Raw genomic sequence first — 22,014 nt, 5'->3', positions numbered from 1 at the left:
CATGAGCACGATCGGCGCTTATTTCCGGCTCGCCCGTGTCGGCTGGGTCCTCGTTCGCGAAGGCGTGGTGTCGGCGCTGCCGACCGAGGACATGCCGCCGGCCGTCGGCTTCGTCAAATCGCTGCTCGAACCGCTCACCCGGTTTCGCGCCAAGAAGCAGGCGCGCAGCGAACGCCTGACCCGCGCCGTCGACCGGCTCGGCCCCTCCTATGTGAAGATCGGCCAGTTCCTCGCCACCAGGCCGGATGTCGTCGGCGTCGATTGGGCCGTCGATCTCGCCATGCTGCAGGATCGGATGGCTTTCTTCCCGACGGCTGCCGCCAAGGCTGCGGTGCAATCGTCGCTTGGGCGGCCGATCGAAGATCTTTACACCTCCTTTGGAGAGCCGATCGCCGCGGCCTCTATCGCCCAGGTGCATCCGGCCATCGTCAACGGCAAGCAGGTTGCCGTGAAGGTCGTGCGTCCGGGCGTGCGCCAGCGTTTCGCCCATGACATCGAGGGCATGTATGTGGTCGCCCGCATGCAGGAACGCCTCCTGCCCTCCAGCCGCCGCCTGCGCCCGGTCGAGGTGACGCGGACGCTCGAACAGACGACCAAGATGGAAATGGACCTGCGGCTCGAGGCCGCCGCCCTTTCCGAGATTTCCGAAAACACCAAGAACGACCCGGGCTTCCGTGTTCCGAACGTGGACTGGGAGCGCACCGGCCGCGACGTCATCACCATGGAGTGGATCGACGGCGTCAAGATGAACGACATCGAGGCCCTGCGTGCCGCCGGGCACAATCTGGAAAAGCTCGCCGAAGTGCTGATCCAGTCGTTCCTGCGCCACACGCTGCGTGACGGCTTCTTCCATGCCGACATGCACCCGGGCAACCTGTTCGTCGATGCCGGCGGCACGATCATAGCCGTCGACATGGGCATTACCGGGCGCCTCGGAAAGAAGGAGCGACGCTTCCTCGCCGAGATCCTGTTCGGCTTCATCACCCGCGACTACATGCGCGTCGCGGAAGTGCATTTCGAGGCGGGTTACGTGCCCGGCCACCATGACGTCGCGGCATTCGCCCAGGCGATCCGCGCGATCGGCGAGCCGATCCACGGCCAGCCGGCAGAGACGATCTCGATGGCGCGCCTGCTTGCTCTGCTCTTCGAGGTCACCGACCTTTTCGAGATGCAGACACAGCCACAGCTGATCCTGCTGCAGAAGACCATGGTCGTGGTCGAGGGCGTGTCGCGCATGCTCAATCCGCGTTTCAACATGTGGAAGGCCTCCGAGCCCGTTGTCGGCGACTGGATCCGCGACAATCTCGGCCCCAAGCGCGTTCTCTCAGACCTGAAGGACGGCGCGAAGGCGGCGGTGAAGCTGGCAGAAGCCCTGCCCGAGATCGCGGCCAAGACCGAGACGCTGCATCGCGAGCTCGTCCATATGAGCGAAAACGGTCTGCGTTTCGACACCGACACGGCCGAAGCGATTGGCAAGTCGGAGGCGCGTCACAGCCGCAGCGGCCGTGTGGCGCTCTGGGTCATTGCGATCGCCCTCGTCTATATCGCGCTGACACTCTGATCGTGTTCTCGCGACATGTATGACGCATTTCAGGGATTGTGAAACCATGCGCCTGCAATAGTGTGGGCCGCATGGGAACACACATATCCGATCCAAAAATCCATATCGAATTGAATGGCCAACCGCTTGGCTTCGCAGAGCTTCTCGTCATCGGCGAAGGCCGGGCGGCGGTGACCGCGCAGCCCGAAGGCATGGCGCGGGTGCGCGCGGCACGGGCAGTGCTGGAGCAGGCGATAGCCGACGGCATGCCCGTCTATGGCGCGACCACCGGCGTCGGCGCGATGAAGGATATCGCCTGGTCGCCGGAGGAACTCGACCAGTTCAATCTCGGCCTCGTGCGCGCCCACCATTTCGGCACCGGCGACCCTTTCCCCACCTCGGTGGTGCGCAATGCGATCGCGTTGCGGGTGAATACGGCTCTCACCGGCTATGTCGGTTGTACGACGGAGCTCGTCGACAGCTATCTGGAGCTTCTGGCGGCGGACGTGATCCCGATCGTGCGCCGCACCGGCTCGATCGGCTGCGCCGATATCGGGCTGATGGGCCAGATCGGCGCGGTTCTCACCGGCGTCGGAGAGGCGGTCTATCAAGGCAGGCGGATGCCTGCAGCGGAAGCCTTTGCGGCCGCCGGGATTTCGCCGCAGAAGATGGCGCCGCGCGACAGCCTCGCCTCCCTCAGCGTCAATTCCGTCAGTTTTGCCGCAGCAGCGCGTACGATGCGCGCAGCGGCAGGGGCAATCCGCGTCCTTCTTGCCACCGGGCTTTCTGCGGCGGGCGCGATGGGCGCGTCCCGCGATCCGTGGCTTGCGGTCACCCATGTGGGCACGCCGCGCGAAGCGATGATCGGTTCCTGGCTTCTCAATGCGTCGGGCGGCTGGGACTGGCCGAGCGGCACCCATGTGCAGGACCCGCTCAGCCTTCGCATGATCCCGCAGGTGTTCGGTTCGGTTTTCGAAAGCGTGCTGACCTCCGGCCACAAGATCCTCGCCGCGACCGGGCGCTCGGACGACAATCCGGTGATCGCGGAAGGCCGCGTGCTGACTTCCGGCGGATCACTGCCGCTCGACGTCACCGTGCTGATGGAATCGGCCGTGTTATGCATGGCCCATGCGGCGCGCAATTCGTTCAACCGTTGCGTCCTGCTCGGCAACGGCCAGCGACGCGATCTGCCGGTCAATCTCGTGCCCCATGGCGCGATCGCGACCGGCTTCGGCCCGATCATCAAGCTTGCCGGCGAGATCTTTTCCCGGGTGCTGTCGATGAGCAATCCGGTGTCGGCGCAATCGCTCGTCGTCGCAGGCGGCATGGAGGACGAGGCGGCCTTCCTTCCCCTTGTCATCGAGCGCTTCGAGCGTCAGGTCCGGGCGATCCGCCGCCTCGCAGGCCTGGAGGCGCTGCTTGCCGCGCAGGCCATGGACATCCATGGCGATGAGCCTGCCGGCGCCGTCGGTCTGATCTATGAGGTGGTGCGCAAGCATGCGGCCTTCTACACGCTGGACCGGGCGCTTTCGGCCGAAGTCGAGGCGATCGAGGAAGAACTCGCCTCTGACGAATTCCTCGAGCGACTGATCGCGATTTCGCCGATCCATGCGATCGACGACTTCTTCGCGCTCGGCGGCTACGGCATGCAGGGCGTCGAGACATAACCCGGTTTTGATCGAAACCGCCGGTTTTCCGGCGCTTTCGCCACGGCGGCAACGCAACCGGGCCTTGATTCCGCCAGCTTCTTCATACCTTCTTAAAGGAATACTTTCCTTTTACAGGCCTATTCGGAGATTGCCCATGGCGCTCGGCCCCACCCAACGGCTGAAGGACGGCATTGTCGCCGTCGAAACCATGACCCGTTTCGCGCTCGCCGTGCTGGCGCTGGCATCGGGTGTCTATACCTATCTCGGGGTCCGCTCGATCCTCGACGGATCGCCGACCGGCGTGTTCTTCGCCGCCATCATCTATTCCGTCTCGGTCTCGGTCGGCATCTATGCCTTCTGGTCCTACATGGCGCGCTTCTACCCGCATATCACCAGCCGCACCGGCAAGACGGCGATGCTGTTCGTGATGGCCTGCGGGGCGGCGATGATCCTTGCCATGTCGAGCTGGCTGAATGCGGCAGCGCTCGCCGGTTCGGCCGCCGTCGAACAGCATCTGTCCGAGACAATCGAAGGTTATTCCGCCGATCTTGACCGTGCCCACCAGAATGCGCTCGCCGCCCAGAGCCTGCTGCCGGACATCCAGCGCGCCGCCGAACGCTTCACGCAGCTTGCTGCAGTGGAGCGGCAATCAGGCTCGCTGACCGGCACGACCGGATCGGGCAGCGTCGTGCAGCTTCTCTCGCAGATGGCGGGCCAGATGCGCTCGCTCGAAGCCGGCATCAACGGCTCGCGCGAGCAGGTGACAGAGCTTTTTGAACAGGGCCAAAAGCGACTTGAGACGATGCGCTCGCTCGTCTCCGCGCCCGGCCGGATCGAGCCGCGCGCCGACCAGTTCTCGACGGAAGCCGTGGCGCTGACAGGCGTCATCAGCTCGCTGACCCAGACCTCGATCGCGCCGTCGATCCGCCGTGCGGCGGACGACCTGTCGCTCGGCTTCATTGCGCCGGTGGCCGACGGGACGGATGCCAACCTGATCAACCGCCAAGATCAGGTGATGGCAACGGTCAGGGCTTCGGTCGCCGCGCAGTCGAAAGCACTCGCCAAGGCCGCAGACAACATCCTTGGCCGCGCACCCGTCGAGGAACGGCGCTTCGTGCCGCTGTCTTCGGCCGAAGCCGTGCTGACTTATGCGCAGGATTTCATTCCGGCCTGGGCGGGCGCGATCTCGATCGACCTTCTGCCGGGCGTGATGGTGTTCATCCTGGCCGTTGCCCATGCCTCGATCCGCCGGCAGGAGGAAAAACTGCCCTATGCCGAGCGGATCACCGCCGGCGAGCTTCTGCGGGCGCTGGAGGTGCAGCGGGCGCTTGCCGCCAAGGGTGTCGACCTGGAAGCCGCAGTTGCGGACAGGAAGAAGGACGGCTCGCGTGATGGAGAGCCTGACGACACCAAGCCCGATGCCGCCAAGGCCGAAGACACAACGGGCGAGAACGCCAAGGGCGATGACGAGCTGACCAACATCACCAGTCTTGACGCCCGTTCGCGCAGAGACCGGCAGAATGAAGATCGGTGAGGCCATCCGCCGGATCGACGACGGCGTCCTGATGCGTTGCGTCTTCTATCTGTTGATCGCGGCATCGGCGGCGTTTCTCGTCGTCGACGTGCGGGAGATCAGCACTGCGAATGCCGAATTGCCGGGCTTCGACCCGATGCATGACGACCAGCCGGTTTTGCCGCCTGCCCTGACCGACGGGCGGCCCGCAGCACCTCCGGTGGAGCCCGCAAGCCCGAGCGAAGTGCTGCGCCAGCCGATCAAATTCGAATTGAAGCCCGGCGGCGTGCTGATGGCCGAAGGGACGATCGATCCGGGCGCTGCAGGTCGTTTCGCCCAGGAGATCGAGGCGCGCGGGGAATATGTGAAGCGTATCGACCTCAACTCGCCGGGCGGTTCGGTCGACGATGCGATCGCCATGTCGAAGCTGATCCGCGAGAAGAAGCTGCAGACCAGGGTCAACGCACGGGCGCTCTGCGCCTCGTCCTGCCCGATCGTGTTTGCCGGCGGAGCCGAGCGCATGGCGGAAAAGGATGCGGTCATCGGGGTGCATCAGGTGTTCAACGGCAGCCGGGAGCGTCCGTCCGCCGAGCAGGCGATGTCGAGCGCCCAGTCGACGACCGCTCGGGTCGCCCGGCATCTGGAGGAAATGGGCATTGGTTCCGGCCTCTGGCTGCATGCGCTGGAGACGCCGCCCGACCGGCTCTACTATCTGACGGATAAGGAAATGACGGATTTCAAGCTCGTCACAAAGCCTATCTCGCCGGCACCGCAGAAGGCCGGGAGCTGACCGTCAGATCCGCGCCAGCCTGCGGGAGCCGAGCGCGGCGAGCAGCGCCATAAGCAGCATGCCTCCGGTGAAGGCAGCGACCGCCCACCAGCCGTCTGCGCTCCAGAAATGACCGCCGAGGGAGCCGGCAACGCTCGATCCCAGGTAATAGCCCAGCAGATAGAGCGAGGATGCGTGGCCTTTGGTGCCTCGGGCCAAGCGCCCGACCAGGGCGCTCGCCACCGAATGGGCGATGAAGAAGCCTGCCGTGATCAGCACGATGCCGAATATGATGACCGGCAGCGGCGCGAAGATCGTAGCGGCGACGCCGAGCAGAGCCATCAGCACGCCGGCCGGCATCACGAGGAAATGGCCGAAGCGATCGCCTGCCTGCCCCGCGATCCATGAGGCCGCGACGCCGACGAGATATACGGTGAAGATCAGGCCGAGCTGCGTCTGGTTCAGGTGATAGGGGTCGTCGAGCAGCCGGAAGCCGATATAGTTGTAGATGGTGACGAAGGAGCCCATCAGCAGGAAGCCGATGGCGAACAGAAGGGCGAGCGCCGGATGCGTCAGGTGCCCGCTCCAGGCCGAAACGTGGTAGCGGGCATTCGATCGGCGCGGCGTGAAATTCCTCGACGGCGGCAAGAGGATGAGGAAGGCAATCGCGGCCGCAATGCCCATCAGGCCCATGCCGGCCATGGCTCCGCGCCAGGAGAAATATTCCGCCAGAATGCCGACGATGACCCGGCCCGACATGCCGCCGAAGGCATTGCCGGCGATATAGAGGCCCATCGAGGCGCCGAGCCCCTTGGGATCGATCTCTTCCGACAGATAGGCCATGGCGACGGCCGGCACGCCGCCGAGCAACAGGCCTTCCAGCGCCCGGATGGCCAAAAGCGCATTCCAGCCCGGCTCGACGGCGCAGGCGATGGTGCAGAGCGAGGCACCGAGCAGCGACACGAACATCAGGCTCTTGCGGCCGAAACGCTCCGAGACGGCGGCGGCGCAGAAGATGGCGACCGCGAGAAAGCCGGTGGACAGGGACAGCGAGAGCGAGCTTGCGGCGGGGCTGACCGAAAACTCCTGCGCGAAGATCGGCATCAGCGGCTGGACGCAATAAAGAAGCGCGAAGGTGGAAAAGCCCGACATGAAGAAGGCCAGGCTTGCACGCTTGTAGGCCGGCGTGCCCTTGACCAGGAACTGCCTCTCCTCCGGTTGCGGCTGCTCGAGATGGATGGAGGAGTTCGAGGACGCGGTGGCGACCTTCAGCGAGGCGGTGGAGGGCATGTCATGAAAACCTTTCGACGTGAGAAAGGTAGTCAATCGGCGCATATCAGTCCAATATATGGAACAGGCTTTCCTGATAGGTTTTACAGATACCGATGGAACTCAGGCATATCCGCTATTTCCTCGCCGTCGCCGAGGCCCATAATTTCACCCGCGCGGCGGAAAAACTTGGCATCGGCCAGCCGCCGCTCAGCCAGCAAATCCGCGATCTCGAGGCTGAGGTGGGCGCGCAGCTGTTCCATCGCGTGCCCCATGGCGCGGAGCTGACGGAGGCGGGCCAGGCCTTCCTGATCGATGCACGGATCGCGCTTGCCGCAGCGGAAAACGCCAAGCTCGCCGCCCAGCGCGCCGCGCGCGGCGAGACGGGCCGGCTGGCGCTCGGCTTTACGGCGTCTGCTGCGTTCAACCCAGCGGTGACGGGTACGATCCGAAGGTTCCGGGCCGAATGGCCGGGCGTGTTGCTCTCGCTTTTCGAGATGAACAGCAAGCTGCTGGTCGAAAAACTGGCGCGGGGCGAGATCGATGCCGCCTTCATCCGGCCCGGGCTGGAGGATCCGCAGGAAATGCGGCTGAAACGCATGGAGGACGAGCCGATGCTGGTGGCGCTGCCCGCCAACCATCCGCTTGCCGCCTCAGGCAGCATCCGGCTTGCGGCACTCGCCGACGAACCTTTCGTGCTGTTTCCGCGCTTCGTCGGGCTCAGCCTCTATGACGATATCGCCAGGGCCTGCCGGGAGGCGGGGTTCGAGCTCACCGTTGCCCAGGAAGCGCCGCAGATCCCCTCCGTCGTCAACCTTGTCGCCGCCGGCTTTGGCGTGTCGATCGTGCCGGCCTCGATTGCCAAGATCGCGATCGAAGGCATCGTTTTTCGCCCGATCGACGGACCGCCGCTGATCGCCCGGCTGGGGATCGCCATGCTCAAGAGCCAGCGGTCCCCGGTCGCGCTCAACATGGTGGCGCTGGCGTGACAGACGGTTCTGCGGCGTTGCCGAAGCAAGACCGCTTCAGGCCTTTAACGGATCTGCTCAGCCCTTGATTTCACGCTCGCAGAAGGCGATGCGGTTGCTGAACGGATCGGTGACCGTCACTTCAAGGCCCCATGGCATCTGTTCGAGACCCGGCCGCATATACGGATAGTTCTTGCCGATCAGCTCTTTCTGGAAGGCCGCGGCACCCGTGATCGGCACGAAGGCGCGGGCACCGGGCGAGGCATCGCCGGCATGTTCGGAGAGATGCAGCAGCATGCCGCTGCGCGACACCTGGCAATAAAGGGGAGCGTTGGGGCCGAAGCGGTGTTCCCAATCCACCGTGAAACCAAGGAAATCCCGGTAGAATTCCATCGCTTTCGCCACATCGAAGATGCGGAAGATCGGAATGGCGGGCTGGATGGAGACCGGGTCCTTGCGTTCGGCAGGAACCGCAGCCTCGATCCTGGCGGCAAGCACGTTCCAGTCGTCGTAGCCGAACTGGGCGGCGATCATTTCCAGGGCCTTGCTGTGGGGAATCTCGATCGCCTGTTCGGCCAGCGCCTCGCGCAGGCTCCTGGCCATCAGTTTCGCATCGCGGAAATCGCGCATGACGTCATCCTTTCAATGGACGAACTTGAAGATCAGGGCCCGCATTGCTGATCCGTTCGTCATCATTGGCCGGATGGCTTGCGATGAAGGTCGGGTGGATGCGTTCACCATGGCGCTTGCGCACCGCGGGCGGCTGGCCGCATCCGGCCATGGACAAATGCTAGCTCAGCGCCGAGAGCCGTGCAAGCGTCCTCCTCGTTCACCACTCGGGTGGAAAGGCGATTGCAAGTTGAAGGGTGAAACCTTAGCTTCCGGCCAGTTTCGCAAGTGAGCAATGTACATGGAACTGAACGGCAAACGCATTCTTCTGATCATCTCCGGTGGCATCGCGGCCTATAAAAGCCTCGACCTGATCCGCCGGCTGCGCGAGCGCGGCGCCGAGGTGCGACCGGTGATGACGAAGGGCGCGCAGGAATTCGTGACGCCGCTTGCCGTCGGGGCGCTGTCCGGCGGCCATGTCTATACCGACCTGTTTTCGCGCGAGGACGAGCAGGATGTCGGCCATATCAGGCTGGCGCGCGACTGCGACCTCGTGGTGGTGGCACCGGCGACGGCGGACCTGATGGCGAAGATGGCCCATGGACTGGCCGACGATCTGGCCAGCGCCGTGCTTCTGGCCACCGACCGCCCGGTCCTGATCGCGCCTGCGATGAACCCGAGAATGTGGGAGGCCGCGCCGACAAAGCGCAATGCCGGGACACTGAGGGGCGACGGCATAGGCTTCATCGGCCCGATGGCCGGCGAGATGGCAGAAAGCAGGGAAGCGGGTGTCGGCCGCATGGCCGAGCCGCTACAGATCGTCGATGCGGTGATCAATCTGCTGGACGACGCGCCGAAGCCGCTCAGGGGCCGCACGGCGATCGTGACATCCGGCCCGACCCATGAGCCGATCGACCCGGTGCGCTACATCGCCAACCGCTCCTCGGGCAAGCAGGGACATGCGATTGCCGCCGCGCTGGCGAAGCTCGGTGCGGAAGTGACGCTGGTCTCCGGCCCGGTAACGATCCCTGATCCCGCCGGCGTCACGGTCGTGCATGTGGAAACAGCAAGCGAGATGCTGGATGCCGTCGCTTCCCGCCTGCCGGCCGATATCGCCGTGATGGTCGCGGCGGTGGCGGACTGGCGGGTCGCGAGCGAGGCCGGGCAGAAGATCAAGAAACAACCGGGCGAGGCCCCTGCCCCGCTGCAACTCACCGAAAATCCAGACATCCTGAAAACCGTGGGACACCACGAGAAACGTCCGAAGCTGGTGGTCGGTTTTGCCGCCGAGACGGAGAATGTCGAGATGAACGGCCGGGCCAAGCTGGAGCGCAAGGGTGCCGACATGATCGTCGCCAATGACGTCTCGCCGCAGACCGGCATCATGGGCGGCGACCGCAACCGGGTGAGGATAATTTCGGCGGGCGGCATCGACGAATGGCCGGATCTTTCCAAGGACGAGGTGGCTGAGCGGCTGGCGGCGCTGATCGCGGCAAAGCTTTCGAACTGACGGAGAAGGTGTGGCGATGAGCCTGTTCACCAGAAAAGGCTTCGATGCCTTCGTGAAGACCCTGCCGGGACAAGCTTCATCGATCAATGGGACTCGCATGTAGCAAAGGTCGGCGACAAGGTTTTCACCCTGCTTGGCGAAGGCGATGATGCGCGCGTCGTCGCCAAATGCACGGAAGAAAGTTTCGAGATCCTGACTGCGCTCGACGGCGTCGATCAAGCGCCTTATTTCGCGAAGCGTAAATGGGTGGAGATTCATGCAAGCTCACCGCTGTCACAGGACGAGGTCGCGCACTACCTGACCCGTTCCTACGAACTGGTGGCAGCGGGCCTGACGAAAAAGCTTCGGCAGGAACTGGGGATCACGCTTCCCGTCACATAAGCCTTCTCAGGCTGCTTCAGCCATTAGCTTCGGCTGGAACAGCGAGGCATGCATGCCGTCGGGGCAGACGCGGACAGCACTGCCATCCGGGATTTCCACCCAGGTATCGGCCTCGTCGTTCAGCGGCTCGGAGACCAGACAATAGCCGCTCTTGGCGCCCGCTGAACCGCCCATTGGCGCTGCATAGAGCGTCGGTGGCTTGTGGTCGGTCGCGTAGCGCACGGCATAAAGCTGCTTGCCGTTCGAGAAACAGGCGGTGAAACGGACCAGCGCCTCACCCGATTTTTCCATCGACAGCGCCTCGACCGAGGCAATCGCCTGCTCCATCGCGCCGAGCGGATCGGCATCGAGGCCGAACTGCAGGGCGAGCAGGAAAATCAGCTCGCTATCCGTCGTGCCGGTGCGCGAACCGAAGAGATCGTCCGACAGGAGACTTTCGAGAGGCCGGCGGATACGCTCGAAATTGGCAATCTGGCCGTTGTGCATGAAGGACCAGTGGCCGTGGACAAAGGGATGGCAATTGTCGCGGCGCGTGGCGCCCGTGGTGGCGGCGCGGACATGGGCGAGAAACAGCGGCGAGCGGATCTGCCGGGCAATGCTTCTCAGGTTGCAATCGGACCAGGCGGGGAGAATATCACGGTAGCGGCCGGGCTCGGGCCGGTCGCCATACCAGGCGATGCCAAAGCCGTCGCCGTTGGTCGCCGTCTTAGCGCGGGTGGCGCAGTGGGATTGCTCGATGAGCGAATGGGCGGGAGACGAGACAAGCTCTTCCAGATAAAGCGGCTCACCGCGATAGGCTGCCCAACGGCACATAGGTCCTGTCTCTCCGAACGACGCCGGGGCCACGACCGCCAGCTGTTAAGGAAGGGTGGATTTATTTGGCTAACGAATGATTAAGCTAATCGTATTCGTGACGGAATTGCGGCGGCAAAGACCTCACGCTCGACGACGGATATCAAACTGTGGCGCATCCGCAACGGCTGCGCCATGTCGGAACGGAACCGTACAAACGGGCCGATATACGGCCATTCCGTGGCATGAAGGGTTGTCGATGGCTCGTCGCAGACTAGATACCCACTTATGTCGCAACAAGCACAGTCCAGGCCAGGGCCGACTTCGGCAGGCCTCGCCTCGTCCGAAGCAGCGCTTTCGGGCCTTCTCAGGGATCTCGATCGCTGGGCTCTCTTTCTCGATATAGACGGAACGCTGATCGAACTGGCCGCCACGCCTGACGGCATCGTCGTGCCGCCGGAGCTGCCGGCCAATCTCGACGCCGTGTCGAAAAAGCTCGGCGGTGCGATTGCGCTGGTGACGGGACGTGCCCTGCCCTATGCCGACAAGCTATTCAAACCGTTCGAGTTTCCGATCGCCGGTCTTCACGGCGCAGAACGGCGCAAGCCGGATGGTACGATCGACCGCGTAACGGTCACGCCTGAATTCGAAGCGCTCAAGTCGCGCCTGGCTGCCGAGACGGCCGGATGGGACGGTGTGCTGATCGAGGACAAGGGCGCGGCTGTCGGCGCCCATTATCGCCAGGCGCCGGAGCGGCAGGCCGACCTTGAACGTCTTATGGAAAAAGCGGCGATAGAGGCCGGCAACGAATTCAAGCTCCAGCGCGGCAAGATGGTGATCGAGCTTCGCCCCGCCCGCGCCAGCAAGGGCGAGGCGCTCAAGGCATTCTTGAGTGAAAAGCCTTTTGCCGGCCGCCTGCCGATCGCGATCGGCGACGACCTGACGGACGAGGCGATGTTCAAGGCTGCCAATGCGCTCGGCGGCCGGTCGGTGCGTATCGGCGAGGCCAGCCTCCCGGATGGCCGTCCGACGGAGGCGACGATGCTGCTCTCTTCCAGCGCCGAGCTGCGCGATATTCTGGCCGGTCTTTCCCGATAGTGGGCCCGACAATGGGCCCGGTAGCGGGCATGACCGCATTTATTCATACCTGAAAGGAATTTGCCTTGAGCCGCCTCGTGGTCGTTTCGAACCGTGTCACCGTCCCGAAGAAGGCGGGCGATGCTCCAGCCGGCGGGCTTGCCGTCGCGTTGCAGGCAGCGCTTGAAGAGCGCGGCGGGATCTGGATGGGCTGGTCCGGTAATATGAGCGGCAAACGCGACCCTGATAAGCTCGACATTCGCGAACACGGCAATATCACTTACGCTTTGACCGACCTGACCGACAGCGATGTGGAGGAGTATTACCACGGCTTCGCCAACCGGGTCCTGTGGCCGATCTGCCATTACCGGCTGGACCTTGCCGAATACGGTCGCAAGGAAATGGCCGGCTATTTCCGCGTCAACCGCTTCTTCGCCCACAAGCTGGCGCCGCTTCTGAAAGAAGACGACATCATCTGGGTGCATGACTACCATCTGATCCCGCTCGCCGCCGAACTGCGGCAGATGGGCTTCAAGAATAAGATCGGCTTCTTCCTGCACATTCCCTGGCCGCCGGCTGACGTGCTGTTTGCCATGCCGGTGCATGAACAGATCATGCGCGGTCTGTCGCAATACGATCTCGTCGGCTTCCAGACGGACTTCGATCTCGACAATTTTGGCGGCGGGCTGGTGCGCGAAGGGATCGGCGAGCGGCTGGAAGGCGGCAAGAAGTTCTCGACTTACGGCCGCACCTTTAAGGGCGGCGCCTATTCGATCTCGATCGAGACCAAAGCCTTCTCCCAATATGCGGTGAAGGCGGCGCGCAATCCGATGGTCAAGAAGGCGCGGGAAAGCATCGAGGGCCGCGACCTCATCATCGGCGTCGACCGGCTGGACTATTCCAAGGGCATCACCCAGCGCATCGACGCGTTCGAACAGTTCGTCAGGCTGAACCCGGCCTACCAGAACAAGGTGACCTACCTGCAGATCACTCCGAAATCACGCTCGGAAGTGCCGGAATACGAACAGATGCAGCGCACGGTCGCCGAGCAGGCGGGCCGCGTCAACGGCGCGCTCGGGCAGGTCGACTGGACACCGATTCGCTATGTCAACCGCTCCGTCGCGCGGCCGCTGCTGGCCGGTCTCTACAGGCTGGCTAAGATCGGCCTGGTGACGCCGCTGCGCGACGGCATGAACCTCGTGGCCAAGGAATATGTGGCGGCGCAGGATCCGGAGGATCCCGGCGTGCTGGTTCTCTCCCGCTTTGCAGGGGCTGCCCGGGAGCTTTCGGGCGCACTGCTGGTCAACCCTTACGACATCGAGGGAACGGCGCATGCCATCGCACGCGGGCTGACCATGTCGCTCGACGAGCGCAAGCAGCGCTGGGAGAAGATGATGGAGCATCTGCTGGAATACGACATCAACCGCTGGTGCGATGATTTCCTTACCGACCTCACTTCGGATTGAGCGCCAGATCTCTTGACGAACGAGCGCGGCCGGGATTGGCTGGCGCCCCGAACAGCATTTCCCTAACAGGAGAACAGTGATGAAGATCAGCGCACGCAATCGCTTCAAAGGCAAGGTCGTCGAGGTCAAGAAGGGCGCCACCACGGCTCATGTTCGCATCGACCTCGGCAACGGCCTGATCGTTACGTCCTCTATCACCAACGAGGCCGTGGACGAGCTCGGCCTCGCCGTTGGAGGCGAAGCCTATGCCGTCATCAAGGCATCCGACGTGATGGTTGCCATCGACTAGGATGCAGCGAGGGGAGCGGAGATGTCCGCTCTCTTCGATCCCCGGCAGATTTTCCGTATTTACGCATAAACCTTCAGCGTGTGCTGCTTGAGCGGCTCGGCGAGGATCTGCTTATGGATCTCGACCAGCTCCTGCAGGTATGGCTGGGCGAAATGCGCATCGAGCGCCGCCTGGTCCCGCCAGGTCTCGCGGATGAAAAACGTGCCCGGCGCATCGGTATCTTCCAGCACGACGAACTGGATGCAGCCTTCTTCGCTGCGCGTCGGCTCGACAATCGCGAGCGTCGCCTCGCGCAGCTGATCTTCCTTGCCCGGCTTGGCGCGGAAGGCAAAAATGGCTTCAATCATGTGATGGCTCCTGATCGATAAAATATTGGCCCTGACGATGTGGGGCCGAGAGGCGGGACGACGGTGTCGCGCTATCGATGGGAGCCAAATTATCCAGCACACTCAAGGGACGGGAGGTTGTAAATCGCCCCTGGTCAGACCCTTGGCGTCGCGCTCACGCCTTCTGGCAATGATGCGCGGTCGGCGCGATCTCATCCGTCTGGAAATCCCCCGGCTGCGGCGGCGCGATGGGCTTGAACAGGGTGCGGTCCGGCTTCAGGTCGAGAAGCGGCGTCCCGTCGAGGCAATCAAGTCCACGCACCAGAAGCATATTGCCCTCGACGCCTTCGAGTTTCACGATCGACGTGCCGATCGGGTTGGGCCTGACTGGCGAGCGTAGCGAAAACGTGCCATGCACCTTGCCATTGCTGGCCGGGCTCTGCAGCACGAGATCGCGGCGAGACTGATGCAGCCAGTAGAGGATTTCCAGCCGCTCGAATGTTTCCACGCCCTTCAGCGCCGGCACCCAGGGCTCATAGATCTCGATGCGGCAGATCGGTCCGTCGTGGCGGCCCTGACGCGGCGTTTCCATGCGCGAGGTCCAAGGGGTGCAGATGCGGCCGATGAAGGTCAGGCCGGCATCGGTCGGTGCGGGCGCCGAGACCTGCACCTCGTTCTCGCGGACTTCGTTTTCGCGCACCATCGTCATTCTCCCGTGTTGAGGCGCGGCGACGAGACCTGGAAGCTACCGCCCGGCAGCACGCCCATCACCACATCGATATCATAAAGCCGTTTGACCGTCGCAGGAGTCAGCACCTCGGCCGGTTGTCCCAATCCCGCAAGCCTGCCCTCGTGCAGCAGCGCCACCCGGTCGGCCACCATGAAGACGTGGTCGGGATTGTGGGTGGAGAGCACGATCGCCATGCCTTCCGCCGCCAGCCTTCGGACATGGGAGAGCACCCGCATCTGGTTGCCATAGTCGAGGCTGGCGGTCGGTTCGTCCATCACCAGAATCTTCGGCTCCTGCGCCAGCGCGCGGGCAATCAGCGTCATCTGCCGCTCGCCGCCGGAGATTTCAGTGTAGGGCCGTTCCCCCAGATGGGACATGCCCAGCCGGTCGAGTGCCCCCGCTGCGACCTCGCGGTCGCGCCTGCCCGGGGCGGAAAACGGCGCCACCTGCGCCGCCCGACCCATCAGCACAACGTCCCGCACCTTAAAGGGAAACAGAGCGGCATGGGCCTGCGGCACATAGGCGATGCGTTTCGCCCGCTCCGCACGGCTGAGCGTCGCCAGAGAGGCACCATCGAACAGCACATCGCCTGCCTGCGGCGGCAGCAGGCCGAGCATGGTCTTGAACAGCGTCGTCTTGCCCGCACCGTTCGGCCCCAGCAGCGCCAAAATTTCGCCGGGGCCGAGCGTCAGCGAGACGCTGCTGCCGATCGTGCGGGCGCCATAGCCGAAGGAGAGGTCTCGCAGTTCCAGCATCAGGACCAGTCCCGCTTTCCGGAGGCAAGAAGCCAGAGAAAGAATGGGGCACCGACGACGGCGGTGAGGATGCCGAGCGGGATTTCCGTAAGCGCCACGCTACGGGCAAGCGTATCGACGATCAGCATGTAACCGCCGCCGAGCATGATGGAGGCCGGCAGCAGGCGACGGAAATCCGGCCCGACCAGAAGCCGGGCGATATGCGGGATGACGAGGCCCACCCAGCCGACGATGCCGGCAATCGAGACCGAGGCGGCGGTGATCAGCGTCGCGCCGACGATCAGCGCCAGCCGTGTCACGCGCGTGTCGACACCCAGCGTCTGCGCCTCCTCGTCCCCCAACGTCATCACATTCATGCGCCAGCGCAGCAGCACGAGCGGCAGGAGGCCGAGCAGCATGGCGGGCAGGATGGAGGCGACATCGGCACGGTTCACCGCGGTCAGGCTGCCGAGCAGCCAATAGGTGATGGCCGGGAGCTGGTCATAGGGATCGGCGAGAATCTTGATCAGCGAAATGCCGGCACCGACGACAGCCCCGATCGCCACGCCGGCGAGTACGAGCGTCAGCACGGGATCACGCCCGCGCACTGCCGCACCCACCGCATAGACCGCGCCGACGGCCAGAAGCCCACCGCAAAAACTCATCGCCTGGATTACCGGCACCGGCATGCGTAAAAAGATGGCCAGAACCGCGCCGAGGCTGGCGCCGGCGGAGACGCCGAGAATATCCGGCGAGACGAGCGGATTGCGGAACAGCCCCTGATAGGTGGCGCCGGCCGCAGCCAGTGCCGCACCGATCAACAGGCCGGCCATGACGCGCGGCAGCCGGACGTTCCAGATCACCGTCTGCTGGATCGGATCGACATTTGCCTCGCCGCCCGTGAGGCCTGCAGCCAGTGCCCGCAGGATGGTGCCCGGCGGCACCCAGTATTTGCCGATCGCCATCGACCCCAGCGTCAGCAGCAACAGGCCTGCCACGCCAAGGACGATCAGCTTGCGGTTTGCACGCGAAATATCCGCTTCAGGTGTCATCCGGGATTAGCTGTGGCGCCCTTCAGAAGCGTGTCAAGCTGGGCGTCGGTCACATCAACCTGATAGAAGAGCTTGAAAAATGTTTTGACATCGGCCTTGAGATCGCCCTCGAAGGCTTTTGGATACAGCAGCGCCTCCAGCCAGCGGATGCCGATCAGCCGGTTGATGCCGGGAGGGGCATCGAACCAGCCGAAGGGCAGTGACGGGGCGGCAAATACCCTGCCGTCCTTTACCGCGGTGACGCCGGCCCAGGATGGATCACTCTTGACGCTGGACGCGAATTTCGGGCTGGCCGCCAGAATGACCTCAGGGCTCCAGCCGAGCACTTGTTCCAGCGACACGTTGGTCAGCCCTCCCTTACCGGCCGAAGCCGCGACATTGGTGGCGCCGGCGGCTTCGAGGATTTCCAGGTTGATGGAGCCGGAAAGCCCCGTCTCCAGTCCTTCCGGGCCACGGCCGTAATAGACCTTCGGGCGTTCGGCCGCAGGCACCTTGGCGAGGCCGTCACTCAATTCCTTCAGCGTCGTTTCGGCATAGGCGGCCAGTTCTTCGGCGCGCGGCTTCACGCCCAACAGATCTCCCACCTGGCGCAGCGTCTCGGCCGAGTTTTCGAAACTGCCGTCGATGAGTACATAGGGAATGCCGGTCTGCTGCTGCACCTTGTCTGCCAGCGAAATATAGGTCGGGTTGACGCTGCCTACATCGATGATGAGATCAGGCTTCGCAGCGATCACCGCCTCCATATTGGCCGTGCCGCCCTGCCCCGTCAGCCGGCCGAAGGTCGGAAGGTCGCGAACGGAGGGCGCCAGAAATTCCTTCTCAGCCGCACTCGGCTCACGCACCCAGCCGGTCAGCTTGTCCGGCGCCAGCACATAGACCAGCACCGAGGCCGGCGGGCCGGCGGTCAGCACGCGGGTTACGTTATCGGGAACTTCCACCACCCGGCCGCCGGCATCGGTGAATGGCCGGGCAAAGACGGTGGCGGAGCAGAAGGACAGGAAGGCGATCGCGACGGCGCTGATCAGCTTCAGCATGAGGAGCCTCCAGAGGAATTGAAGCGCACTATGGCATGACGAGATATCCGATGGAATATGTCGCCTCGGCGCAATTCTCCGTTTCTCGTGATCGCCGCGCAGAAGGATCTTGCGATCGCGATCTTTCCATCACGTCGATCAACCGGTACCCATTGGGCACATGATTTGAGGAGCCGCCATGCTGATCACCGCCCCCGTCACTGCAGAGCACATCGCCCATGCGGAGGCGGTCATCCGTCCGCATATACGCCACACGCCGGTGATGCGGGTCGACATGCAGGCCTTTGGCGGCCAGCCCATGCCGGTCGACCTGAAGCTGGAACTGCTGCAGCATTCCGGCTCGTTCAAGGTGCGGGGCGCCTTCACCAATCTTCTGACACGCGATGTGCCGGAGACCGGCGTGGTCGCGGCCTCCGGCGGCAATCATGGCGCGGCCGTTGCCTATGCGGCGCACAAGCTGGGCGTGCCGGCGCATATCTTCGTGCCGAGCGTCGCGTCCAAGGCCAAGATCGACCTGATCCGCTCCTATGGCGCCGAACTCGTGGTCGGAGGCGACCGCTATGCGGATGCTCTCGCCGCAAGCGAAGCCTATGTCGAAAAGACCGGAGCGCTCGCCATCCATGCCTTCGACCAGCCGGAGACGCTGGCCGGCCAGGGCACGCTGGGCAAGGAGATCGAGGAAGACCTGCCGCATATGACCACGCTTCTCGTCGCCGTCGGCGGCGGCGGCCTGATCGGCGGCATCGCATCCTGGCTGCGCGGGCGCGTGAAGATCGTCGCGGTGGAATCAGACGGTGCGCCGACGCTTTATGAAGCATTCAAGGCAGGCCACCCGGTGGACGCGCCGGCAGGCGGTATCGCTGCGGATTCCCTGGCGCCCAAACAGGTGGGGCAGCTGATGTTTCCGGTGGCGCAGGAATTCGTCGAACCGCCGGTTCTCGTGACCGACGCAGACATTCTCAACGCGCAGAAAGCATTGTGGTCCGGCGCGCGGCTGGTGGCCGAGCCGGGCGGAGCCGCCGCCTTCGCCGCGCTTCTGTCAGGCAAATATGTTCCGAAGCCCGGCGAGCGGGTTTGTGTGCTGGTGTGTGGATCGAACACGACCGCCGTCAGCTTCGGCTGAGGCCGCTTCCCTCGCTGCCCTGCCCTGCGGGCGATAAGGCTCGGCCATGTTCCAGCTTACGCAAGCCGCCACATTCGAGCAGATCGTCAAGAAGAGCCGTTTCCTGGCGATCGCGCTTCCCATCGAGACCGAGGAGGAGGCGAAGGCTGCGATCGCTGCCCATGGCGATGACGGCGCCAATCACAATTGCTGGGCATGGCGGATCGGCGCGGCCTATCGCTTTTCCGATGACGGTGAACCGAGCGGCACGGCGGGCAAGCCGATCCTTGCCGCGATCGACGGACAATCGCTCGACCATGTCGTGGTGATCGTTACCCGCTGGTTCGGCGGCATATTGCTGGGCAGCGGCGGGCTGGTGCGCGCCTATGGCGGCACGGCGGCGGCCTGCCTTAAGGCCGCGCCGATGGTGGAGCTGAAGCCGACCATCGAGGGCATGGTGAGCGTGGAATTTTCCGATCTTGCGCGGGTGAAGGCCAGGCTTCTGTCCGTGAACGACCTGACGATCGCCGAGGAACAGTTCACCGCGACCGGCGCCGACCTGACGCTCCGCATACCGGAGGCAGAGGTCGGCGCGGTGTCGCAACTGGTCACCGACCTGACTAGCGGTCGAGCGGAGCTGAAATTCGATTGAAAGAATAGATGATGAGTTCACCACCCAGCGAGATGCCCCGGTCGAGTTTTCCGAGTGAAACTGAGATGCTTGCCAAATTTGGTATTCAGCCCGAAGTCGACGAGTTCTTCGGGGCTTTCACCTATGTCTTCCGCTGCCCACAGGTGAGCAGGTGCGAACTCCTTCTGACTTTCAGCACGTTATGGCGATACATCGCCCTGACACTCAGTCACGGCGATGAGCAGCTCTTCACGATCGACATGGACCGATTGTCAGCCCTTCGTCTCGTCTCTGAACAAAAGACAAGTTGGCTCCAGGCCTCGTTTGACGACGAAGCAAGTTTGCCCGACCTGATTATTCAAATCGAGCCGACAATCCAGATCCGCTGGTCAGTCACGCCGCTTTCGCGACGTGATATTCCTTGATGGCCGCCATCTTGATCGACGGATAGCGTTCCGCTTCGTAACGCAGCGAGAAGGCATCCTGCGCCAGGAAGACCGGATCGCCGTCGAGATCGCGGGCGATATCGCCGCGCTTGACGGTGACGAACTTTTCCAGATCCGCCTTGTTGTCCGACGACACCCAGCGGCAGACCGAGAAGCGCGACATTTCGAACGTGACCGGCAGCGAGTATTCGGCCGACAGGCGTTCCTTCAGCACGTCGAGCTGCAGCGCGCCGACAACGCCGACGATGGCGGGCGAGCCGTCTTCCGGCTGGAAGAGCTGGACGACGCCCTCTTCCGCCATCTGCTGCAGGGCTTCCTTGAGCTTCTTCGCCTTCATCGCGTCGCCGAGACGGACACGGCGCAGGATTTCCGGCGAGAAGTTCGGCACGCCCTGGAAGACCAGCGCCTCGCCTTCGGTCAAGGTGTCACCGATGCGAAGCGTGCCATGGTTCGGGATGCCGACGACATCACCGGCAAAGGCAGTGTCAGCCAACTGGCGCTGCGAGGCGAAGAAGAATTGCGGCGCGGTGAGGCCGAGCTGCTTGCCGGTGCGCGCCAGGCGCGCCTTCATGCCGCGCTCCAGCTTGCCGGAGCAGATGCGGGCGAAGGCGATGCGGTCGCGGTGGTTCGGGTCCATGTTCGCCTGGATCTTGAAGACGAAGGCCGTCATCTTGTCCTCTGCGGCATGCACGGTTCTTATATCGGCAACCTGGTCGCGCGGCGGCGGCGCGAAATCGCCGAGCGCGTTGATGAGATCACGAACGCCGAAATTGCGCAGGGCCGAGCCGAAGAAGACCGGCGTCATATGACCCTCGAGAAACGCCTGACGATCGAACGGACGGCAGGCTTCGATTGCGAGCTCCAGTTCGTCGACGAAGGCGCTGCGCTCGTTTTCGGGCAGGCGATCAGCGACGGCCTGCGGACCATTGACCTTGGTCGGCACCACTTCCGTATCCGAACCACGCACCGTGTTTTCGGCCAGATTATAAGAGCCGCAGAAGCTCTTGGATCGGCCGATCGGCCAAGTGACCGGAGCGGTATCGAGCGCCAGCTTCTCCTCGACCTCGTCAAGAACCTCGAAGATATCTCGGCTTTCGCGGTCCATCTTGTTGACGAAGGTGATGATCGGGATGTCGCGCATGCGGCAGACTTCGAACAGTTTCAGCGTCCGCGGCTCGATGCCCTTGGCGGCATCGATGACCATGACGGCCGCATCCACCGCCGTCAGCGTGCGGTAGGTATCGTCCGCGAAGTCCTCGTGGCCGGGCGTATCGAGAATATTGAAGACATTGCCTTCATATTCGAAGGTCATGACCGAGGTGACGACGGAGATACCGCGCTCACGCTCGATCTTCATCCAGTCAGAGCGGGTCTGGATGCGATCCTTCTTGGCCTTGACCTCGCCGGCAAGCTGAATGGCACCGCCGAACAGCAGCAGCTTTTCGGTGAGCGTCGTCTTACCTGCATCGGGGTGGGCGATGATCGCAAATGTGCGGCGGCGGGAAACCGCCTCTGCCAGTGTTTCGGCCATGTCAGCAACAATCCTTCGAGTTGCCGCGTATCTAACGACTTAGTGGATAACTTTCAATTCGTGTTTGACCCTGAGCTGCCCGGACGGGCTAATGCGCCCATGAACGCACATCCGACCACCGCCCCCATGCTCAATCTCGTCCGCCTGGCCAATGGCCGTGACCTCGATCTGCCTGCCTATGAGACGGCGGGGGCGGCGGGAATGGATATCAGGGCCGCGGTCACCGAGGGCGAGCCGTTGACGATCGCGCCAGGCAAGCGGGCGCTGGTACCGACCGGCTTTATCTTCGAGATCCCAGTTGGCTTCGAAGCACAGATCCGTCCGCGCTCCGGCCTTGCCTTCAAGCACGGTATTACCTGCCTCAACACGCCCGGCACGATCGACAGCGACTATCGCGGCGAAGTGAAGGTGCTGCTCGTCAATCTCGGCGAAGAGGATTTTGTCATTACCCGCGGCATGCGCATCGCCCAGATGGTGGTAGCACCGGTGACGCAGGTGCGGATTGCCGAAATCACCGAGACCACCGAGACTACGCGCGGCGCCGGCGGCTTCGGTTCCACCGGCGTCTGACGCCGTCCTCCATCCTGCTTTCCCGC

Annotated in this window: 23 protein-coding genes and 1 pseudogene; 15 read left to right on the top strand and 9 right to left on the bottom strand. The window is 63.6% G+C overall.

All coding sequences use genetic code 11. The features are described 5' to 3' along the window. Position 1 precedes the first annotated feature (1 nt). The 4 genes from ubiB to BM216_RS05945 all read left to right on the top strand — a co-directional run bounded on the left by ubiB (position 2) and on the right by BM216_RS05945 (position 5,492). Positions 2–1,561 carry a 2-polyprenylphenol 6-hydroxylase gene (gene ubiB / locus BM216_RS05960; RefSeq protein WP_092996428.1) on the top strand — a complete coding sequence of 520 codons (1,560 nt, stop codon included), beginning with the start codon at positions 2–4 and terminating at the stop codon, positions 1,559–1,561. 71 nt (positions 1,562–1,632) lie between these two features. Next, positions 1,633–3,207 carry an aromatic amino acid lyase gene (locus tag BM216_RS05955; protein ID WP_092996425.1) on the top strand — a complete coding sequence of 525 codons (1,575 nt, stop codon included), beginning with the start codon at positions 1,633–1,635 and terminating at the stop codon, positions 3,205–3,207. A gap of 136 nt (positions 3,208–3,343) precedes the next feature. Next, on the top strand, positions 3,344–4,723 hold the full coding sequence (locus tag BM216_RS05950) for a hypothetical protein (protein WP_092996422.1): 1,380 nt from the start codon (positions 3,344–3,346) through the stop codon (positions 4,721–4,723). Further along, the gene (locus BM216_RS05945) at positions 4,710–5,492 is read left to right on the top strand and encodes a COG3904 family protein (protein ID WP_092996419.1); all 783 of its coding nucleotides are present in this window, start codon (positions 4,710–4,712) and stop codon (positions 5,490–5,492) included. Before BM216_RS05950 ends, BM216_RS05945 begins: the two co-directional genes overlap by 14 nt. Before the next feature lie 3 nt (positions 5,493–5,495). On the opposite strand, the gene BM216_RS05940 is transcribed toward BM216_RS05945, so the two are convergent. Continuing rightward, positions 5,496–6,761 (bottom strand): MFS transporter, encoded by a 1,266-nt coding sequence (locus BM216_RS05940; protein WP_092996987.1) that lies wholly within the window; start codon positions 6,759–6,761, stop codon positions 5,496–5,498. Positions 6,762–6,856: 95 nt separating this feature from the next. On the opposite strand from BM216_RS05940, the gene BM216_RS05935 reads away from it, so the two are divergent. Beyond that, positions 6,857–7,729, top strand: coding sequence for a LysR family transcriptional regulator (locus BM216_RS05935; protein ID WP_092996416.1), 873 nt, complete (start codon positions 6,857–6,859; stop codon positions 7,727–7,729). A gap of 57 nt (positions 7,730–7,786) precedes the next feature. Here the strand turns inward: BM216_RS05935 and BM216_RS05930 are convergent, their stop codons facing one another. Next, positions 7,787–8,338: a glyoxalase superfamily protein gene (locus tag BM216_RS05930; RefSeq protein ID WP_092996413.1), complete on the bottom strand. Its 552-nt coding sequence runs from the start codon at positions 8,336–8,338 to the stop codon at positions 7,787–7,789. Between BM216_RS05930 and BM216_RS05925 the strand changes: the two genes are divergently transcribed. The 3 genes and pseudogenes from BM216_RS05925 to BM216_RS05915 all read left to right on the top strand — a co-directional run bounded on the left by BM216_RS05925 (position 8,337) and on the right by BM216_RS05915 (position 10,208). Continuing rightward, a complete protein-coding gene (locus BM216_RS05925; RefSeq protein ID WP_092996410.1) occupies positions 8,337–8,609 on the top strand; it encodes a hypothetical protein in 273 nt (90 codons plus the stop codon). The genes BM216_RS05930 and BM216_RS05925 overlap by 2 nt on opposite strands. Positions 8,610–8,618: 9 nt before the next feature. Continuing rightward, positions 8,619–9,827, top strand: a complete 1,209-nt coding sequence (gene coaBC, locus BM216_RS05920) for a bifunctional phosphopantothenoylcysteine decarboxylase/phosphopantothenate--cysteine ligase CoaBC (RefSeq protein ID WP_092996407.1) — start codon at positions 8,619–8,621, stop codon at positions 9,825–9,827. A 16-nt stretch (positions 9,828–9,843) separates the two neighbouring features. Beyond that, positions 9,844–10,208, top strand: a pseudogene (locus BM216_RS05915) (MmcQ/YjbR family DNA-binding protein). Positions 10,209–10,214: 6 nt separating this feature from the next. Here the strand turns inward: BM216_RS05915 and BM216_RS05910 are convergent. Then, the gene (locus BM216_RS05910; protein ID WP_092996403.1) at positions 10,215–11,021 is read right to left on the bottom strand and encodes a class II glutamine amidotransferase; all 807 of its coding nucleotides are present in this window, start codon (positions 11,019–11,021) and stop codon (positions 10,215–10,217) included. Positions 11,022–11,288: 267 nt separating this feature from the next. Between BM216_RS05910 and otsB the strand changes: the two genes are divergently transcribed. The 3 genes from otsB to BM216_RS05895 all read left to right on the top strand — a co-directional run bounded on the left by otsB (position 11,289) and on the right by BM216_RS05895 (position 13,832). Next, positions 11,289–12,098, top strand: coding sequence for a trehalose-phosphatase (gene otsB, locus BM216_RS05905; protein ID WP_092996400.1), 810 nt, complete (start codon positions 11,289–11,291; stop codon positions 12,096–12,098). A 65-nt stretch (positions 12,099–12,163) separates the two neighbouring features. After that, a complete protein-coding gene (otsA, locus tag BM216_RS05900; RefSeq protein WP_092996397.1) occupies positions 12,164–13,543 on the top strand; it encodes an alpha,alpha-trehalose-phosphate synthase (UDP-forming) in 1,380 nt (459 codons plus the stop codon). 79 nt (positions 13,544–13,622) lie between these two features. Further along, positions 13,623–13,832 carry a TOBE domain-containing protein gene (locus BM216_RS05895; RefSeq protein ID WP_092996394.1) on the top strand — a complete coding sequence of 70 codons (210 nt, stop codon included), beginning with the start codon at positions 13,623–13,625 and terminating at the stop codon, positions 13,830–13,832. A 59-nt stretch (positions 13,833–13,891) separates the two neighbouring features. Here the strand turns inward: BM216_RS05895 and BM216_RS05890 are convergent, their stop codons facing one another. The 5 genes from BM216_RS05890 to BM216_RS05870 all read right to left on the bottom strand — a co-directional run bounded on the left by BM216_RS05890 (position 13,892) and on the right by BM216_RS05870 (position 17,708). Then, positions 13,892–14,179 (bottom strand): putative quinol monooxygenase, encoded by a 288-nt coding sequence (locus BM216_RS05890; RefSeq protein ID WP_092996391.1) that lies wholly within the window; start codon positions 14,177–14,179, stop codon positions 13,892–13,894. A 154-nt stretch (positions 14,180–14,333) separates the two neighbouring features. Then, positions 14,334–14,861, bottom strand: coding sequence for a tRNA (N6-threonylcarbamoyladenosine(37)-N6)-methyltransferase TrmO (gene tsaA, locus BM216_RS05885; RefSeq protein WP_092996388.1), 528 nt, complete (start codon positions 14,859–14,861; stop codon positions 14,334–14,336). Between the two features lie 2 nt (positions 14,862–14,863). Continuing rightward, positions 14,864–15,646, bottom strand: coding sequence for an ABC transporter ATP-binding protein (locus tag BM216_RS05880; protein ID WP_092996385.1), 783 nt, complete (start codon positions 15,644–15,646; stop codon positions 14,864–14,866). Beyond that, the gene (locus tag BM216_RS05875; RefSeq protein ID WP_092996382.1) at positions 15,643–16,674 is read right to left on the bottom strand and encodes a FecCD family ABC transporter permease; all 1,032 of its coding nucleotides are present in this window, start codon (positions 16,672–16,674) and stop codon (positions 15,643–15,645) included. The genes BM216_RS05880 and BM216_RS05875 overlap by 4 nt, the downstream gene beginning before the upstream one ends. Then, positions 16,671–17,708, bottom strand: coding sequence for an iron ABC transporter substrate-binding protein (locus tag BM216_RS05870; protein ID WP_092996379.1), 1,038 nt, complete (start codon positions 17,706–17,708; stop codon positions 16,671–16,673). The genes BM216_RS05875 and BM216_RS05870 overlap by 4 nt, the downstream gene beginning before the upstream one ends. A gap of 178 nt (positions 17,709–17,886) precedes the next feature. On the opposite strand from BM216_RS05870, the gene BM216_RS05865 reads away from it, so the two are divergent. The 3 genes from BM216_RS05865 to BM216_RS05855 are packed head-to-tail and all read left to right on the top strand — an operon-like array spanning position 17,887 to position 19,866. Beyond that, entirely contained in the window at positions 17,887–18,831 is a 945-nt protein-coding gene (locus tag BM216_RS05865; protein ID WP_092996377.1) for a threonine/serine dehydratase, read from the top strand. 46 nt (positions 18,832–18,877) lie between these two features. Then, positions 18,878–19,462: an IMPACT family protein gene (locus BM216_RS05860; RefSeq protein WP_092996374.1), complete on the top strand. Its 585-nt coding sequence runs from the start codon at positions 18,878–18,880 to the stop codon at positions 19,460–19,462. Between the two features lie 11 nt (positions 19,463–19,473). Beyond that, positions 19,474–19,866 (top strand): hypothetical protein, encoded by a 393-nt coding sequence (locus tag BM216_RS05855; RefSeq protein WP_143102732.1) that lies wholly within the window; start codon positions 19,474–19,476, stop codon positions 19,864–19,866. Here the strand turns inward: BM216_RS05855 and BM216_RS05850 are convergent. Then, a complete protein-coding gene (locus BM216_RS05850) occupies positions 19,835–21,418 on the bottom strand; it encodes a peptide chain release factor 3 (RefSeq protein WP_092996368.1) in 1,584 nt (527 codons plus the stop codon). The genes BM216_RS05855 and BM216_RS05850 overlap by 32 nt on opposite strands. A gap of 99 nt (positions 21,419–21,517) precedes the next feature. Between BM216_RS05850 and dut the strand changes: the two genes are divergently transcribed. After that, positions 21,518–21,988, top strand: a complete 471-nt coding sequence (gene dut / locus BM216_RS05845) for a dUTP diphosphatase (protein WP_092996365.1) — start codon at positions 21,518–21,520, stop codon at positions 21,986–21,988. The last annotated feature ends 26 nt before the right edge of the window (positions 21,989–22,014 follow it).

Origin of the sequence: Rhizobium sp. NFR07 (assembly GCF_900111905.1) — a bacterium.
Classification (GTDB): Bacteria; Pseudomonadota; Alphaproteobacteria; order Rhizobiales; family Rhizobiaceae; genus Neorhizobium.
The sequence above is the reverse complement of the archived record's forward strand: the minus strand, read 5'-3'. Positions and strand labels throughout refer to the sequence as shown.